At 63.9% G+C, this 14,143-nt stretch carries 20 protein-coding genes; all 20 read left to right on the forward strand.

Annotation, left to right across the window (positions count from 1 at the left end; all coding sequences use genetic code 11):
- The first annotated feature begins 32 nt into the window (after positions 1-32).
- The 20 genes from rplN to rplQ all read left to right on the forward strand — a co-directional run bounded on the left by rplN (position 33) and on the right by rplQ (position 14,138).
- The gene (rplN, locus tag WBP06_RS01815; protein WP_395331271.1) at positions 33-401 is read left to right on the forward strand and encodes a 50S ribosomal protein L14; all 369 of its coding nucleotides are present in this window, start codon (positions 33-35) and stop codon (positions 399-401) included.
- On the forward strand, positions 401-718 hold the full coding sequence (rplX, locus tag WBP06_RS01820) for a 50S ribosomal protein L24 (RefSeq protein WP_395331274.1): 318 nt from the start codon (positions 401-403) through the stop codon (positions 716-718). The genes rplN and rplX overlap by 1 nt, the downstream gene beginning before the upstream one ends.
- A complete protein-coding gene (rplE, locus tag WBP06_RS01825) occupies positions 711-1,292 on the forward strand; it encodes a 50S ribosomal protein L5 (RefSeq protein WP_142635097.1) in 582 nt (193 codons plus the stop codon). The genes rplX and rplE overlap by 8 nt, the downstream gene beginning before the upstream one ends.
- A 26-nt stretch (positions 1,293-1,318) precedes the next feature.
- Positions 1,319-1,624, forward strand: coding sequence for a 30S ribosomal protein S14 (gene rpsN / locus WBP06_RS01830; RefSeq protein ID WP_086490047.1), 306 nt, complete (start codon positions 1,319-1,321; stop codon positions 1,622-1,624).
- Positions 1,625-1,636: 12 nt separating this feature from the next.
- On the forward strand, positions 1,637-2,032 hold the full coding sequence (rpsH, locus tag WBP06_RS01835) for a 30S ribosomal protein S8 (RefSeq protein ID WP_395331277.1): 396 nt from the start codon (positions 1,637-1,639) through the stop codon (positions 2,030-2,032).
- A complete protein-coding gene (gene rplF, locus WBP06_RS01840) occupies positions 2,032-2,565 on the forward strand; it encodes a 50S ribosomal protein L6 (RefSeq protein ID WP_395331278.1) in 534 nt (177 codons plus the stop codon). Before rpsH ends, rplF begins: the two co-directional genes overlap by 1 nt.
- Positions 2,565-2,903 (forward strand): 50S ribosomal protein L18, encoded by a 339-nt coding sequence (gene rplR / locus WBP06_RS01845; protein WP_207078134.1) that lies wholly within the window; start codon positions 2,565-2,567, stop codon positions 2,901-2,903. The genes rplF and rplR overlap by 1 nt, the downstream gene beginning before the upstream one ends.
- A gap of 2 nt (positions 2,904-2,905) precedes the next feature.
- Complete coding sequence (rpsE, locus tag WBP06_RS01850) at positions 2,906-3,610, forward strand: 30S ribosomal protein S5 (RefSeq protein WP_395331282.1); 705 nt, start codon at positions 2,906-2,908, stop codon at positions 3,608-3,610.
- A gap of 6 nt (positions 3,611-3,616) precedes the next feature.
- A complete protein-coding gene (gene rpmD, locus WBP06_RS01855) occupies positions 3,617-3,793 on the forward strand; it encodes a 50S ribosomal protein L30 (RefSeq protein ID WP_395331284.1) in 177 nt (58 codons plus the stop codon).
- A 251-nt stretch (positions 3,794-4,044) separates the two neighbouring features.
- Positions 4,045-5,472: a hypothetical protein gene (locus WBP06_RS01860; RefSeq protein ID WP_395331287.1), complete on the forward strand. Its 1,428-nt coding sequence runs from the start codon at positions 4,045-4,047 to the stop codon at positions 5,470-5,472.
- Between the two features lie 117 nt (positions 5,473-5,589).
- Positions 5,590-6,951, forward strand: a complete 1,362-nt coding sequence (locus tag WBP06_RS01865; RefSeq protein ID WP_395331289.1) for a hypothetical protein — start codon at positions 5,590-5,592, stop codon at positions 6,949-6,951.
- A gap of 152 nt (positions 6,952-7,103) precedes the next feature.
- Entirely contained in the window at positions 7,104-7,583 is a 480-nt protein-coding gene (rplO, locus tag WBP06_RS01870; RefSeq protein WP_395331292.1) for a 50S ribosomal protein L15, read from the forward strand.
- Positions 7,584-7,820: 237 nt separating this feature from the next.
- Complete coding sequence (secY, locus tag WBP06_RS01875; RefSeq protein WP_395331294.1) at positions 7,821-9,188, forward strand: preprotein translocase subunit SecY; 1,368 nt, start codon at positions 7,821-7,823, stop codon at positions 9,186-9,188.
- Between the two features lie 35 nt (positions 9,189-9,223).
- Positions 9,224-9,871 (forward strand): adenylate kinase, encoded by a 648-nt coding sequence (locus WBP06_RS01880; protein ID WP_395331297.1) that lies wholly within the window; start codon positions 9,224-9,226, stop codon positions 9,869-9,871.
- Positions 9,872-9,971: 100 nt separating this feature from the next.
- On the forward strand, positions 9,972-10,664 hold the full coding sequence (locus WBP06_RS01885; protein ID WP_395331300.1) for an SRPBCC family protein: 693 nt from the start codon (positions 9,972-9,974) through the stop codon (positions 10,662-10,664).
- A gap of 399 nt (positions 10,665-11,063) precedes the next feature.
- The gene (gene rpsM, locus WBP06_RS01890; RefSeq protein ID WP_395331303.1) at positions 11,064-11,432 is read left to right on the forward strand and encodes a 30S ribosomal protein S13; all 369 of its coding nucleotides are present in this window, start codon (positions 11,064-11,066) and stop codon (positions 11,430-11,432) included.
- A 51-nt stretch (positions 11,433-11,483) separates the two neighbouring features.
- Positions 11,484-11,873 (forward strand): 30S ribosomal protein S11, encoded by a 390-nt coding sequence (gene rpsK / locus WBP06_RS01895; RefSeq protein ID WP_007011846.1) that lies wholly within the window; start codon positions 11,484-11,486, stop codon positions 11,871-11,873.
- Between the two features lie 105 nt (positions 11,874-11,978).
- On the forward strand, positions 11,979-13,046 hold the full coding sequence (locus WBP06_RS01900; RefSeq protein ID WP_395331306.1) for a DNA-directed RNA polymerase subunit alpha: 1,068 nt from the start codon (positions 11,979-11,981) through the stop codon (positions 13,044-13,046).
- 100 nt (positions 13,047-13,146) lie between these two features.
- Positions 13,147-13,575, forward strand: a complete 429-nt coding sequence (locus WBP06_RS01905) for a diacylglycerol kinase family protein (RefSeq protein WP_395331310.1) — start codon at positions 13,147-13,149, stop codon at positions 13,573-13,575.
- 140 nt (positions 13,576-13,715) lie between these two features.
- Positions 13,716-14,138, forward strand: coding sequence for a 50S ribosomal protein L17 (gene rplQ, locus WBP06_RS01910; protein ID WP_395331312.1), 423 nt, complete (start codon positions 13,716-13,718; stop codon positions 14,136-14,138).
- The last annotated feature ends 5 nt before the right edge of the window (positions 14,139-14,143 follow it).

A 14,143-nucleotide genomic window follows, 5' to 3' on the forward strand; every position in this document is an offset into this window, starting at 1 on the left:
TCCGGCAAGCCAGTTGAGAAGGACTCGGATCGATGATCCAGATGCAATCCAATCTCGACGTCGCGGACAACAGCGGCGCAAAGCGCGTCCAGTGCATCAAGGTGCTGGGTGGCTCGAAGCGTCGTTTCGCAGGCGTCGGCGACATCATCGTGGTGTCGATTAAGGAGGCGCAGCCCCGCGCTCGCGTCAAGAAGGGCGACGTTCACCGTGCGGTGATCGTGCGTACCAAGAAGGACGTGCGTCGTGCAGACGGCAGCGTGATCCGCTTCGACGGCAATGCCGCCGTGCTGATCAACAAGAACGAGGAGCCGATCGGCACTCGTATCTTTGGCCCCGTCGTGCGCGAGCTTCGCGGCAAGGGCTTCATGAAGATCATCTCGCTTGCTCCGGAGGTGCTGTAATGGCTGCCGCGAAGATCAAGAAGGGTGACTCCGTCGTCGTCCTGTCCGGCAAGGACAAGGGCCGCACCGGCACCGTGCTTCAGGTTATGCCGAAGGACGCCAAGGTCGTGGTCGAGGGCGTGAACGTCGCTACCAAGCACCGCAAGCCGACCCAGCAGAACCCGCAGGGCGGCATCGAGCGCACTCCGGCTCCGATGGCGATCAGCAAGGTTGCCGTTGCCGACAAGGACGGCAAGCCGACCCGCGTTCGCTTCGAAGTCAAGGACGGCAAGAAGGTCCGCGTGGCCGTGAAGTCCGGGGAGACCATCGATGGCTGATTACACTCCGCGCATGCGCACCCGCTATGACGACGCGATCGTCAAGGCGATGACCGAGAAGTTCGGTTACAAGAACGCGATGGAAGTGCCCAAGATCGAAAAGATCACGCTCAACATGGGCGTGGGCGAGGCGAGCCAGGACAAGAAGAAGGTCCAGACCGCCGCTGTCGAAATGGAAGCCATCGCTGGTCAGAAGCCGGTGATCACCAAGGCCCGCAAGTCGATCGCACAGTTCAAGCTGCGCGAAGGCATGCCGATCGGCTGCAAGGTGACCCTGCGTCGCGAGCGTATGTACGAATTCCTCGATCGCCTAATCACGATCGCGATGCCCCGCATTCGCGACTTCCGTGGCCTGAACCCCAAGTCGTTCGACGGCCGCGGCAACTACGCGATGGGTCTCAAGGAGCAGATCATCTTCCCAGAGATCAGCTACGACAAGATCGAGAAGGTGCGTGGTATGGACATCATCGTCACCACCACCGCGAAGACCGACGAAGAAGCACGCGAACTGCTGCGTCTTTTCGGTTTCCCGTTCCCGGCCGAAGCGGCTTCGGAACAGAAGGAAGCGGCGTGAGCCGCTGATAGAGAGAGCTTAAGTCCATGGCGAAACTGAGTTCCGTGAACAAGAACGAGCGTCGCAAGAAGCTCGTCAAGAAGTATGCAGGCAAGTACGAGCGCCTCAAGGCGGTCGCTGCTGATGAATCGCTCGATGAAACCGAGCGTCTCATTGCTCGCCTGAAGCTGGCCGAGATCCCGCGCAATGGCAACCCGACCCGGGTTCGCAATCGCTGCGCCACGACCGGCCGTCCGCGCGGTTATTACCGCAAGTTCGGCCTCTGCCGCGTCGAGCTGCGTGATCTTGCCAACAAGGGCATGATCCCCGGCGTGACCAAGTCGAGCTGGTAAGGGTTAGAAGCAATGGCATTGACCGATCCCCTGGGTGATATGCTCACCCGCATCCGCAACGGCCAGCAGGCGAAGAAGGACTCCGTCCTTTCTCCCGCCAGCAAGCTGCGTGCGCGCGTGCTCGAAGTTCTGCAGCGTGAAGGTTACATCCGTGGTTTCAGCGATGACACCACCGGTGCCCACCCGCAGCTGCGCATCGAGCTGAAGTATTTCGAGGGCGAAGCCGCTATCAAGCACATCGCCCGCGTCTCCAAGCCTGGCCGCCGCGTCTACTCGGGTTCGAAGGAACTCCCGGTTGTGCGCAACGGTCTCGGCATCACCATCGTCTCGACGCCGCGTGGCGTGCTTTCGGATGCCGAAGCGCGCGCTGCCAACGTCGGTGGCGAAGTGCTGGCGGAGGTGTTCTGATGAGCCGCATCGGCAAAAAGCCGGTTGTGATCCCTGGCGGGGTCACTGCCGCCATCGACAACGGCGTTCTCAGCGTCAAGGGCCCCAAGGGCACCCTGACCCTGGGTCTGTCTGACCTCGTGACCTATTCGGTCGAAGAAGGTTCGATCGCCGTTCAGCCTGCCAACCAGACCAAGGCTGCCCGCAGCCACTGGGGCATGCAGCGTACCCTCGTTTCGAACCTGGTCGAAGGCGTTACCAACGGCTTCTCCAAGGTCCTCGAGATCAAGGGCGTCGGCTACCGCGCCGCGGCTCAGGGCAAGAACCTGAAGCTGCAGCTCGGCTACTCGCACGACGTGGACATCGCTGTGCCGGAAGGCATCGAGGTCAAGACCCCGGACAACACCACGGTCGAGATCTCTGGTATTGACAAGCAGAAGGTCGGCCAGCTTGCGGCCGAAATTCGCCGCTGGCGCAAGCCCGAACCCTACAAGGGCAAGGGTATCAAGTACCGTGGCGAGTTCATCTTCCGCAAGGAAGGGAAGAAGAAGTAATGGCCAAGCTTTCCCTTTTTGCGCGCCGCGCCCGGCGCGTCCGCACGGCCCTGAAGGCCCGTTCGGGCGGCCGTCCTCGCCTGTCGGTGCACCGCACCGGCCGTCACATCTATGCGCAGATCATCGACGATGCGCAGGGCCGTACGCTGGCCGCCGCCAATACCCTTGGCGGCAAGGGCACCGACAAGGATGCCGCTACCCGCGTTGGCAAGGAACTTGCTGAGGCCGCCAAGAAGGCGGGCGTTACCTCGGTTGTGTTCGACCGTGGCGGTTTCCTCTTCCATGGCCGCGTCAAGGCGCTGGCCGAAGCCGCCCGTGAAGGCGGGCTGGAGTTCTGATCATGGCTGACGCAAACACCGAAATCCAGACCGAGGCTCCGGCCGCTGAAGGCCAGGAAGTCCGCGAAGGTCGTGGTCGTGGTCGCGGCCGTGGCGAACGCGGCGAGCGTGGCGGCCGTGGCCGTCGCGACGACCGCCGTGGCGGCCGTGGCAACAACGAGGAAGAACAGGGCGAGGAGCTCATCGAGAAGCTCGTCCACATCAACCGCGTTTCGAAGACCGTGAAGGGCGGCAAGCGCTTCGGTTTCGCAGCTCTCGTCGTCGTTGGCGACGGCAAGGGCCGCGTCGGCTTCGGCCACGCCAAGGCGCGCGAAGTGCCTGAAGCGATCACGAAGGCCACTGCTTCTGCAAAGAAGAAGATGGTCCGCGTGCCGCTCAAGGACGGTCGCACCCTGCACCATGACGGCAAGGGCCACTTCGGCGCCGGCAAGGTGAACGTGCGTACGGCTCCCGCCGGTACCGGTATCATCGCCGGTGGTCCGATGCGCGCCGTGTTCGAGAGCCTGGGCGTCCATGACGTCGTGACCAAGTCGGTCGGCACCTCGAACCCGTACAACATGATCCGCGCCACCTTCGACGCGCTGACCAACCAGACTTCGCCGAAGTCGGTTGCCCAGCGTCGTGGCAAGAAGGTTGCCGACCTGCTGGGTCGCGGCGGCGCGAACGAGGCAGAGGCGGAAGCCGCTGCCGAAGCCATCGCGGAGTAAGCAGTCATGGCGAAGATCAAGATCAAGCAGATCGGTTCGCCGATCCGTCGCCCCGAGAACCAGAAGAAGATCCTGATCGGTCTGGGTCTCGGCAAGATGCACAAGGTTGTCGAGCTGGAAGACACTGCGGAAGTCCGCGGTGCGATCGCCAAGCTGCCGCACATGGTTGCGGTGATCGACTGATCGACCTTCCGATCCCGAGCCGTAACGGTTCGGGTCAGGAACACGAAAGGGCCCCGGTGGAAACGCCGGGGCCTTTTTCGTTGCCCTTCGCCCATCCGCGAAAGTCTTCGTTAACCGTGTCTCGCCTATGCCGGGGCGGATAAGGGGGGCGTGTGGATCAGGCCGGGGCATTGCAGCGCAGTGAATTGAACGGGCGTGCCGGAACCGGCGGTACCTTGGCGCGAATCGCAAGCGCCTTGGGCTCCGGCTCTATGGCATCCGCGCTGCTGTTCCTTGGCGTGGCGATCCTGCTGCGCGCCAGCACCTACGGCGATCCCAATGTCCACGGCGACGAGGTGTTCTACCAGACGGTAGGGCTGGCCATGCACCACGGGGCCGTGCCCTACGTCGATGTCTGGGACCGCAAGCCTTGGGGGCTGTTCTTCCTCTATTACCTGATCACCGCGATTTCGGACCAGCCGATCGCCTATCAACTGGCCTCGACCGGATTTGCGGCAGCGACGGCCTGGGTGATCGGCCGCATCGCGAACCGATGGCACGGCAGGCAGGGGGGCTTGTTCGCGGGCCTGGCTTATCTGCTCTGGCTTGAGCAGGCGCAGGGGTTTTTCGGACAGGCGCCGGTCTGGTACAATCTCTTCGTCGCGACCGCGGCGCTGCTGGTTCTTCAAGCCACGCGGGAACTCGGAGCGGGCAGGGTAGGGTGGCGGTGCTGGGCGGCGATGGCGCTGGGCGGATGCGCGATCACCATCAAGCAGACCAGCCTGTTCGAATGTGCATGGCTGGGTATCTACGCCGCGTATCAGTTCTGGCGTTCGCCCCTTGCCACGCGACGCAAGCTGCAGACCATCGCGGGGTGGGCAACGCTGGGCGCTGCGCCCACGCTGGCGATCGGCTTTGGCTATGTGCTTTCCGGCGATGGCGCGATCTGGTGGCACGCGATGGTCGGGGCGAACCTGCACAAGACGATCGATCCCACGTCCTCTGCCATCCGCGCGCTGATCATGTTCGTCATGCTGGCGCCTTTCGCGATGCTGCTGGTTCTCAGCCTGCCGAACATGAGGCGGGAGGAGCGCGGCTTTCTGTTCGGATGGCTTGTCGCGGCCGGCCTGGGGTTGCTGTCGGTGCCGAACTTCTACCTGCACTATGCCCTGCCGATTCTGGTTCCGCTCTCCATCGCCGGGGCCGGTTTCCTGGCCGGCCTCTGGTCCGGGCCGGCGGCACTGGCGGTCATGGCCCTGCTGGCTTTCCGCGACACACAGGTTTTCGACTTCGATCATGCCGCGCGATCCCGTGCCGCGATGGCCGAATTGGAACGGGCCGTCCGCAGTCATGACGATGGCGGGCCGCTGTTCGTCTATGACGGCCCCTTCCAGTTGTATCCCATGACCGGGCACCGCTTTGTCAGCCCGCTGGTCTTCGGTCCGCATCTGGCCCAGGGTATCGAGAAGGACGTCAGCCATCTTTCCACGCTTGGTGAGGTTCGCCGGGTACTGGCCGAACGGCCGAGCACGCTGGTCATGGCCAGCAAGCCTCGACAGGGCCCGGTGAACTGGGAGACCATGGTGCCGGTGCGGGCCTATGCCCTTCGCAACTGCCGCCTCGTTGCCCGCGTACTCACGCCGGAATGGCTGCACGAAGAGACCATCGACGTCTGGGCGGACTGCAATCGCGGCCGCTGATTGTGGCGCCGAGAGACGAAAAGCTGTGCGTTGGTGCAAGTTCATCTCCACCCGGGGGCGAATCCTGTGCTAAGCGCCCCCCAAATTCCGGCACCTTGCACTTCCCTGGGGGATACCTTGCTTCGCAGGACAATCGCGGCCTCATCGCTGATTCTCGCTACACTTGCCGTCACTGGCTGCAGCGGCGGCACGTCCGGTGAGGATGAGACTTATGTGGAGGAAAGCCCCGCTGCGGAGCCACCTTGCGCCGATCCGCTGGCCGATCCGGCCGTGCTGGAGCGCAACCGCAATGCCGACCGTGCGCTGAAGGCCGCGCTTGCCTCCGGCCGGGCCGATCCGATCGAGGAAGCGCAGAAGGCGGCTGCCGCCGGCGATTTCCGCCTTGTGGCCGCCGTCACCGTAGAGGGAATCGATACGCGCGAATTCGGGGCGATCTGCGCGCTGCGCGGCGGCCTCAATCCGCGCATGGCCCGTGTCGTCACCTATTATGGCGAGGATGGCGAGCCTTCGCCCGAACCTTCCGATACCGCCAGCGGATCCGCCGAAGGGGGGAGCGAGGACAAATTGGTCGCCTTCGCACGCGCCTTCAACCAGACGCTGATTGCCGATCCCGCCTATCCCTACCGCGACGTCTGCCGCCCCTTGGCCGCGCAGGAGGCTGACGCGGCGGGCAAGGACGTGGGTTCGGCACGCGGCGCAGTGGTGCGTGCCGTTAGCGAGGCGCCTGCGCGCGCCTATGGGTTCCCGGATCTCGGCCCGCTGCAGACCGGCGCGACTCTGGCCGACGCGGCGCGGCGCGGCAATATCGCGGCGATGCGCCGGATGCTCGATGAAGAGGCGCGCGAACTGAAGAAGGCTGCGGCGGCCGCAGCGGACAAGCCGACTGCGAAAGCAGGCGAGAAGCCCGCCGATAAGCCCACCGACAGGCCGACGCCGACAGGCATGATCGATGCCCCGGACCTCTTCGGCATGACGCCGCTGGCCTGGGCCATGGCCTATCACCGCGATGAGGCAGTGCGCTTCCTGCTTTCGCGCAAGGCCAGCCCCTCGGGCGCGCAGTGCCAGGCGCTGGTGGATCGCGATTCGCCGATGCAGATCGCGCGCAGGTCGGGATGGGTCGGCATGGTGCGCCGGATGAAACCGATGGTTTCCGAAGAGGATTATGCGGCACTGGCGGAAGAGCCGAAGCTGGCCGACGGCAGCAAGGCGGATTTCAACAGCGAACTGGGCAAGCTGGGCGAACGCTACGGCACCATCTTCCACAAGGACGAGATGACCCGCCATTCGCTGACCTTCAAGGTGGACGCGCGCGGCAAGATGACCTCGTGCGAATTCGCGCCGAAGACCATCTCGCCCGAATTCGATGCCGACATCTGCAAGCTGGGCCGCGATGTGCTGGAATGGCAGCCCGGTCGCGATTCGGAAGGTCGTCCGGTTGGCGGCGAAGGCAAGGTGATGATCCGGCTGCGCGGCACCTGAGCGCGGTCGATCCAGGCCCGGGACAGCCTGAAAAGGCCGGAAACCGGCGGATCGCGTGGCATTTTCAGGATTAGGGGGTGACAGCCCGGCGCCTTTCCCCTAAGGGCGCGCCTTCCTTCAAGCGCGACTTAAAGCGAAAGCGAGTGCAGATTATGAAACTGAATGACATCCGTGACAACGCCGGCGCCCGTCACCGCCGCATCCGCGTGGGCCGTGGTATCGGCTCGGGCAAGGGCAAGACTGCCGGCCGCGGTCAGAAGGGTGCGAAGGCACGCTCGGGCGTTTCGATCAACGGCTTCGAGGGCGGCCAGATGCCGCTCCACATGCGTCTTCCGAAGCGCGGCTTCAGCAACAAGAAGTTCGCCAGCGACTATGCCGAAGTGAACCTGGGCATGATCCAGAAGGCGATCGACGCCGGCAAGCTGGACATCGCCAACACCGTCGACCACGCCGCCCTCAAGGGCGCCGGTCTGGCGCGCGGTGGCAAGGACGGCGTGCGTCTCCTCGCCAAGGGCGAACTGACCGCCAAGGTCACCTTCAACGTTGCCGGTGCCTCGAAGGGCGCCGTTGCCGCGGTTGAGAAGGCCGGCGGTTCGGTGATCGTTCCTGTCAAGGAAGCCGCCGAGGCCTGAGGCCCGTTGGCATCGCATCCGCGATAAGCTCATAGGAGAGGGCGGGCGCCATGCGCTTCGCCCTCTCTTTGTTCCCGGACCGGTATTATGACCGTTGATAAGGGAACAATGACAGCGGCGGGTCTTCCAGACCCGGGACGAATGTCTATATGAGCGGACCAGAACCGGGGTTCGACAAGCCTGCGCGCAGTCGCTAAGGCAAGTGCGAACCGACTATTCGAGGCATTACCAATCGTCATGGCTTCTCGCGCCGACAACATTGCCAGCTCGCTGAACCTGGCCAATTTCTCGAAGGCCACCGAACTGAAGAACCGTATCTGGTTCACGGTCGGTGCGCTGATCGTCTTCCGCTTCCTGAGCTTCGTGCCGCTTCCGGGTGTGAACCCGGTGGTTCTGGCCAAGCTCTATGACAAGACGCAGGGCGGCATTCTCGACCTGTTCAACACGTTCTCGGGCGGTTCGCTTTCGCGCATGAGCCTGATCGCGCTTGGCGTGATGCCCTACATCACCGCCTCGATCGTGGTCCAGCTGGCCGCGGCGCTGCACCCGGCGCTGATGGCGCTGAAGAAGGAAGGCGAAGCCGGCCGCAAGAAACTGAACCAGTACACGCGCTATGGCGCGGTCGTGCTCTGCGCGATCCAGGGCTGGTTCCTGGCCGTCAGCCTCGAAGCCTATGGCGCGTCCAGCGGCCTTGCGGCCGTGGTCGATCCGGGCATGGTCTTCCGCATCGGCGCGGTCATCTCGCTGGTCGGCGGCACCATGTTCCTGCTGTGGCTGGGTGAACAGATCACCTCGCGCGGGATCGGCAACGGCGTCTCGCTGATCATCATGGCGGGCATCGTCGCCCAGATGCCGACGTTCGCCAGCAACGTGGGCCAGGCCTACAGCGCCGGCGACACCGGTTCGCTGCTGATCGTGGCATTGATCGCGCTCGTCGTGGCGATGATCATGATGATCTGCTTCATGGAGCGTGCCACCCGCCGCCTGCTGATCCAGTATCCCAAGCGCGCCACCCAGCGCGGCATGATGCAGGCGGATCGCAGCCACCTGCCGCTCAAGCTGAACACGGCCGGCGTCATCCCGCCGATCTTCGCCAGCTCGCTGCTGCTGCTGCCGCTGACCATCACCCAGTTCGCCGGCAAGTCGTTGAACCCGGATTCGATGGGCGGCAAGATCGTCGTCACGCTCAACCAGTACCTCGGTCACGGCAAGCCGCTCTACATGGCGCTCTATGCCGCGGGGATCATCTTCTTCTCGTTCTTCTACACTGCCGTCGTCTTCAATCCCGAAGAGACCGCGGACAACCTGAAGAAGAATGGTGGCTTCATTCCCGGCATCCGTCCGGGCAAGAACACCGCGAACTATCTGGATTACGTGCTGACGCGCGTGACCGTGATCGGCGCGCTGTACCTGACTGTGGTCTGCACCGTTCCCGAGTACTTCCTCTCGATGACCGGTCTGCCGCTGCTGTTCATGGGCGGCACCAGCCTGCTCATCGTCGTCAACGTGACGGTGGACACCATCACCCAGATCCAGTCGCACCTGCTGGCGCACCAGTATGGCGACCTGATCAAGAAGGCCAAGCTGAAGGGACGCATGCGCTGAGGGGCGCAGGCACAGGGACAATTGAGGGGTAAGGCGTGAATATCATCCTGTTGGGCCCGCCGGGGGCGGGCAAGGGCACCCAGGCGCAGCGTCTGGTCGAGAAGCATGGCATGCGCCAGCTCTCGACGGGCGACATGCTTCGCGCTGCGGTCAAGGCGGGGACGCCGACCGGGCTGGAGGCCAAGGCCGTGATGGATCGTGGCGAACTGGTTTCCGACGCGATCGTCTCGGCCCTGATCGGGGACGAACTGGATGCGATGGGTGCCGGCACCGGCGCGATCTTCGACGGGTATCCGCGCACGGCCGCGCAGGCCGAATCGCTGGACGAGATCCTGGCCGCGCGTGGCCGCAAGCTTGACCATGTGATCGAACTGGAAGTGAACGAGGATGCGCTGGTCGAGCGCATCACCGGCCGCTTCACCTGCGCCACGTGCGGCAAGGGCTATCACGACAAGTTCGAACAGCCCAAGGTTCCGGGCGTGTGCGACAAGTGCGGTGGTACCGAGTTCAAGCGTCGTCCGGACGACAATGCCGAAACCGTGCGCACGCGCATGGCCGAATACCGCGCCAAGACCGCGCCGATCCTGCCGATCTACGAAGAACGCGGGATCGTCGCCAAGGTCGACGGGATGGCGGACATGGATGATGTGACCGCCGCTATCGAGGCGGCGCTCAAATCCTGACATACCGAAGGGCTCGCGGCATACCGCGGGCCCTTTTCGCATCTGGGCACAACAGCCGTGCGGCCGGGGCAGGCAGGCGGTGATTTCGGGGGTGATGGACATGAAGGCGACGGAGATTGCCGTTCTGATGCTGGCGGGGCTGACGCCGTTCGTCGCCACGCCGGCAACTGCGCGCGTGCAGGAGGCCAGCGAGCGGGGCATGGTCATGCGTTATGTCGCGCATGTTCCGGTTGGCCCGGACGAGGCCTGGGCCGTGCTGGTCAAGCCGGCGCAGTGGTGGGATGCCGAACACACCTATTCGCACGATGCGGCGAACCTCTCGCTAGACGTCCGGCCCGGCGGTTGCTTCTGCGAAGTGCTGCCGAACAAGGATACGCCGAAGGGGGCGCCGCGCGGCGGTGTCGAGCACATGCGCGTGATCTACGCCGAAAAGGGCAGGGCGCTGCGGATGTCCGGCGCGCTGGGGCCGTTGCAGGCCGATGCGGCGGTCGCCACGTTGACGTTCCAGTTCAAGCCCGACGAGACCGGCACCCAAATTCTGGTGGAATATGTGGTCGGCGGGTTCTTCCGGGGCGATGCGGCGAAGCTGGCGCCGATGTTCGACGGCGTGCTGGGCGGGCAGGTGGATCGCCTGGTCGAAAAGCTGGGCGGTAGTTTCGCGGCGGCATTCAAGCCGGGAACGCTGGAACTGCAGCCGCCGCAGGACGCGGGGCGGCCCGCGTCCGACGCTGCGGAAACGGCAGGGCCGCCCGCTCCGGAGCCGGATGCAAAGGCAAGGATCATCGGCCGTTGAGCGCGGATTGCACGCGCCTTGCCAGGGGCAGGTACTTGCCCTTGCAGCGGTTTCTTTGACTGGCCGGCACGGATGCGTTACAGTCCGCACATAACGGGTTCCGGATCGACCGCCCAAAGGTGGCAACGGTCCCGTCGGCCATGGAGCGCGGCAGGCCGCGCAAGCCGGGTCGCAGTCCGGGCCCAGTCGCCCGAGCGCTTGAAAGCGACTTCGCGGGCGTTGACATGCCTTGCGAATCGTTCTAAGCGCGCCGCTCACTTGACACTTGCGGCAAGTCCGGATGGCACAGGCAACATGGTTGCTGTGCTCCGGACCTTTTGCCATTTCAGCAGTTTCAGGTGTTTTCGCGTTGAGATGGGAAAGCCCGAAAGGGCATTCCTGTGGAGCATGGAGAATTAAGTGGCTCGTATTGCAGGGGTAAATCTCCCCACCAACAAGCGCGTGATCATCGCGCTTACCTATATCCATGGCATCGGTCGTACCAAGGCCCTGGAAATCGCCGACAAGCTGGGCATCGACCACAGCCGTCGCGTTCAGGACCTGTCGGACGCCGAAGTCCTGCAGATTCGCGAAACCATCGACGCTGAACACACCGTCGAAGGCGATCTTCGTCGCGAAACCGCGATGAACATCAAGCGTCTGATGGACCTCGCCTGCTACCGTGGCCTGCGTCACCGCAAGGGTCTTCCGGTTCGCGGCCAGCGCACGCACACCAATGCGCGCACCCGCAAGGGTAAGGCCAAGCCGATCGCCGGCAAGAAGAAGTAAGTCGCCTTTCGGCTTCTTTCCCGCAGCGACTAATCTACAGGATATACGGACATGGCACGCGAACCCCAGCGCATTAAGCGCCGCGAACGCAAGAACATCACCAGCGGCATCGCGCATGTGAATGCTAGCTTCAACAACACCATGGTGACCATCACCGACGCCCAGGGCAACGCGATTTCGTGGTCCTCGGCCGGCATGATGGGCTTCAAGGGCAGCCGCAAGTCGACTCCCTACGCCGCGCAGGTCGCCGCTGACGACGCCGGCAAGAAGGCCGCCGAACACGGCGTCCGCACCCTCGAAGTCGAAGTCAAGGGCCCGGGTTCGGGCCGTGAGAGCGCCCTGCGCGCCCTCCAGGCTGTCGGCTTCACCATTACCTCGATCCGCGACGTGACACCGATCCCGCACAACGGTGTTCGTCCGTCGAAGCGCCGTCGCGTCTGATCGAGCTAATACGGACGGCGAACCGGTCGTCGTCCGTCTTCGGAACGTCCCGAGCCTTTCCACCAGGCTTCGGGGCGTAACCGCCATCACTCCCAGGGGAAGTCCATGACTGTCAACATCAAGAACTGGCAGGAACTCAAGAAGCCGAACAGCCTTGAGATCAAGCCGGGACCCGACCCCAAGCTGAAGGCGACCTTCATCGCCGAACCGCTGGAGCGTGGCTTCGGCCTGACGCTCGGCAACGCGCTGCGCCGCGTGCTGCTCTCCTCGCTGCAGGGCGCCGCGATCACCTCGATCAAGATCGAGAACGTCCTTCACGAATTCTCGTCGCTGGCTGGCGTTCGCGAAGACGTCACGGACATCGTCCTCAACGTCAAGCAGATCGCCCTCAAGATGCAGGGTGAAGGCCCGAAGCGTCTCCAGCTCTCGGCTACTGGCCCGGGCGAAGTGAAGGCCGGCGATATCGCCGTGTCGGGCGACATCGAGGTCATGAACAAGGACCTGGTGATCTGCCACCTCGACGAGGGTGCGGTCCTGAACATGGAACTCACCGCCGACACCGGCAAGGGCTACGTCCCCGCCGTGTCGAACCGTCCCGTTGACGCGCCGATCGGTCTTATCCCGGTCGACTCGCTCTACTCGCCGGTCCGTCAGGTCAGCTACAAGGTCGACAATGCCCGTATCGGTCAGGAACTCGACTACGACAAGCTGAGCCTCTCCGTCGAAACCGACGGCACCGTCACCCCGGAAGACGCCGTGGCCTATGCCGCGCGCATCCTCCAGGACCAGCTGGCGCTGTTCGTCCACTTCGAGGACATCGCCCCGGTTGGCGCCTCGCCGATGATCGGTATGGCTGCAGGTGGTGCGACGACCTCGGAAGAGAGCGACACCAACCAGCTCAACCGCTACCTTCTCAAGAAGGTGGACGAGCTGGAACTGTCGGTCCGTTCGGCCAACTGCCTCAAGAACGACAACATCATCTACATCGGCGATCTGGTCCAGAAGACCGAAGCCGAGATGCTGCGCACGCCGAACTTCGGCCGCAAGTCGCTCAACGAGATCAAGGAAGTCCTTTCGTCGATGGGCCTGCGCCTCGGCATGGACATCCCGGGCTGGCCGCCCGAGAACATCGAAGAGATGGCCAAGAAGCTGGAGCAGGAACTGCTCGGCTGATCGGCACCTTCGGTACCGAATTGAAAAGGGCTCCGCAGCGATGCGGGGCCCTTTTTCTTTGCGCTGGTGGAGCCTGCCAGCTCAGGTTTAAGGTGGCGGCATGGTCGAACCGTCAGACGTGCTGCAAGCCGACGCGCTTCCAGCTTCCCACCGATTCAGTGTCGCCGCGCGCTTCCGCAGCTTCCTCTACGCCTGGCGCGGGTTGCGCAGGCTGGTGCAGAACGAGCACAATGCCCGGCTGCATCTCGCTGTGTCGCTGGCTGTCGTTGCGGCCGGCCTGTTCCTGAAAGTTTCGGCAGACGACTGGCGGTGGCTGGTTCTGGCCATGGCGCTGGTCTGGCTGGCCGAAGCCTTCAACACGGCGATCGAGGAACTGTGCGACCGGACGGAGCCCGGCTTCGACAAGGCGATAGGGCGCATCAAGGATGTGGCGGCAGGGGCCGTTCTGATTGCCTCCATTGCGGCCGCGGCTATCGGATTGCTGACGCTGGGCCCACCGTTGCTGGTGCTGCTGGGGCAGGGCGCTTGAGCCTCAATGCTTGACTCTCGCGCCGTTTTCGGGTTGAGGGCGCGCTTCACACATAAGTGAACCGGCTTTGGGCGGTGGCCGCACCACATCGCCCGGCAGGCAGTACCTTGAACGGCTGCCTGACGAACGGAGAAGAAGACATGCGTCATAAGTATGGCCAGCGCAAGCTGCAGCGTACCTCGGGCCACCGCGCCGCTCTGCTGCGCAACATGGCTGCCGCGCTGATCAAGCACGAGCAGATCCAGACCACCACGCCCAAGGCGAAGGAACTGCGCCCCTACCTCGAAAAGCTGATCACGCTCGCGAAGCATGGTGGCCTTTCGAACCGTCGTCTGGCGCACGCCCGCCTGATGGACGAGGCTCAGGAAAAGAAGCTCTTCGAAGTGCTCGCCGAGCGCTATGCAGGCCGCAATGGCGGTTACACCCGCATCATCAAGGCCGGCATCCGCGCTTCGGACGCCGCTCCGATCGCGATCATCGAACTCGTTGACCGCGACACTTCGGAAAAGGGCAAGGACTCGGGTCCGGTCCTGACCGAAGAAAACGAATACGCCGAAGCGTAATCGGC

This window comes from Novosphingobium mississippiense (genome assembly GCF_044029535.1).
In the GTDB taxonomy this organism is placed as follows: Bacteria; Pseudomonadota; Alphaproteobacteria; order Sphingomonadales; family Sphingomonadaceae; genus Novosphingobium.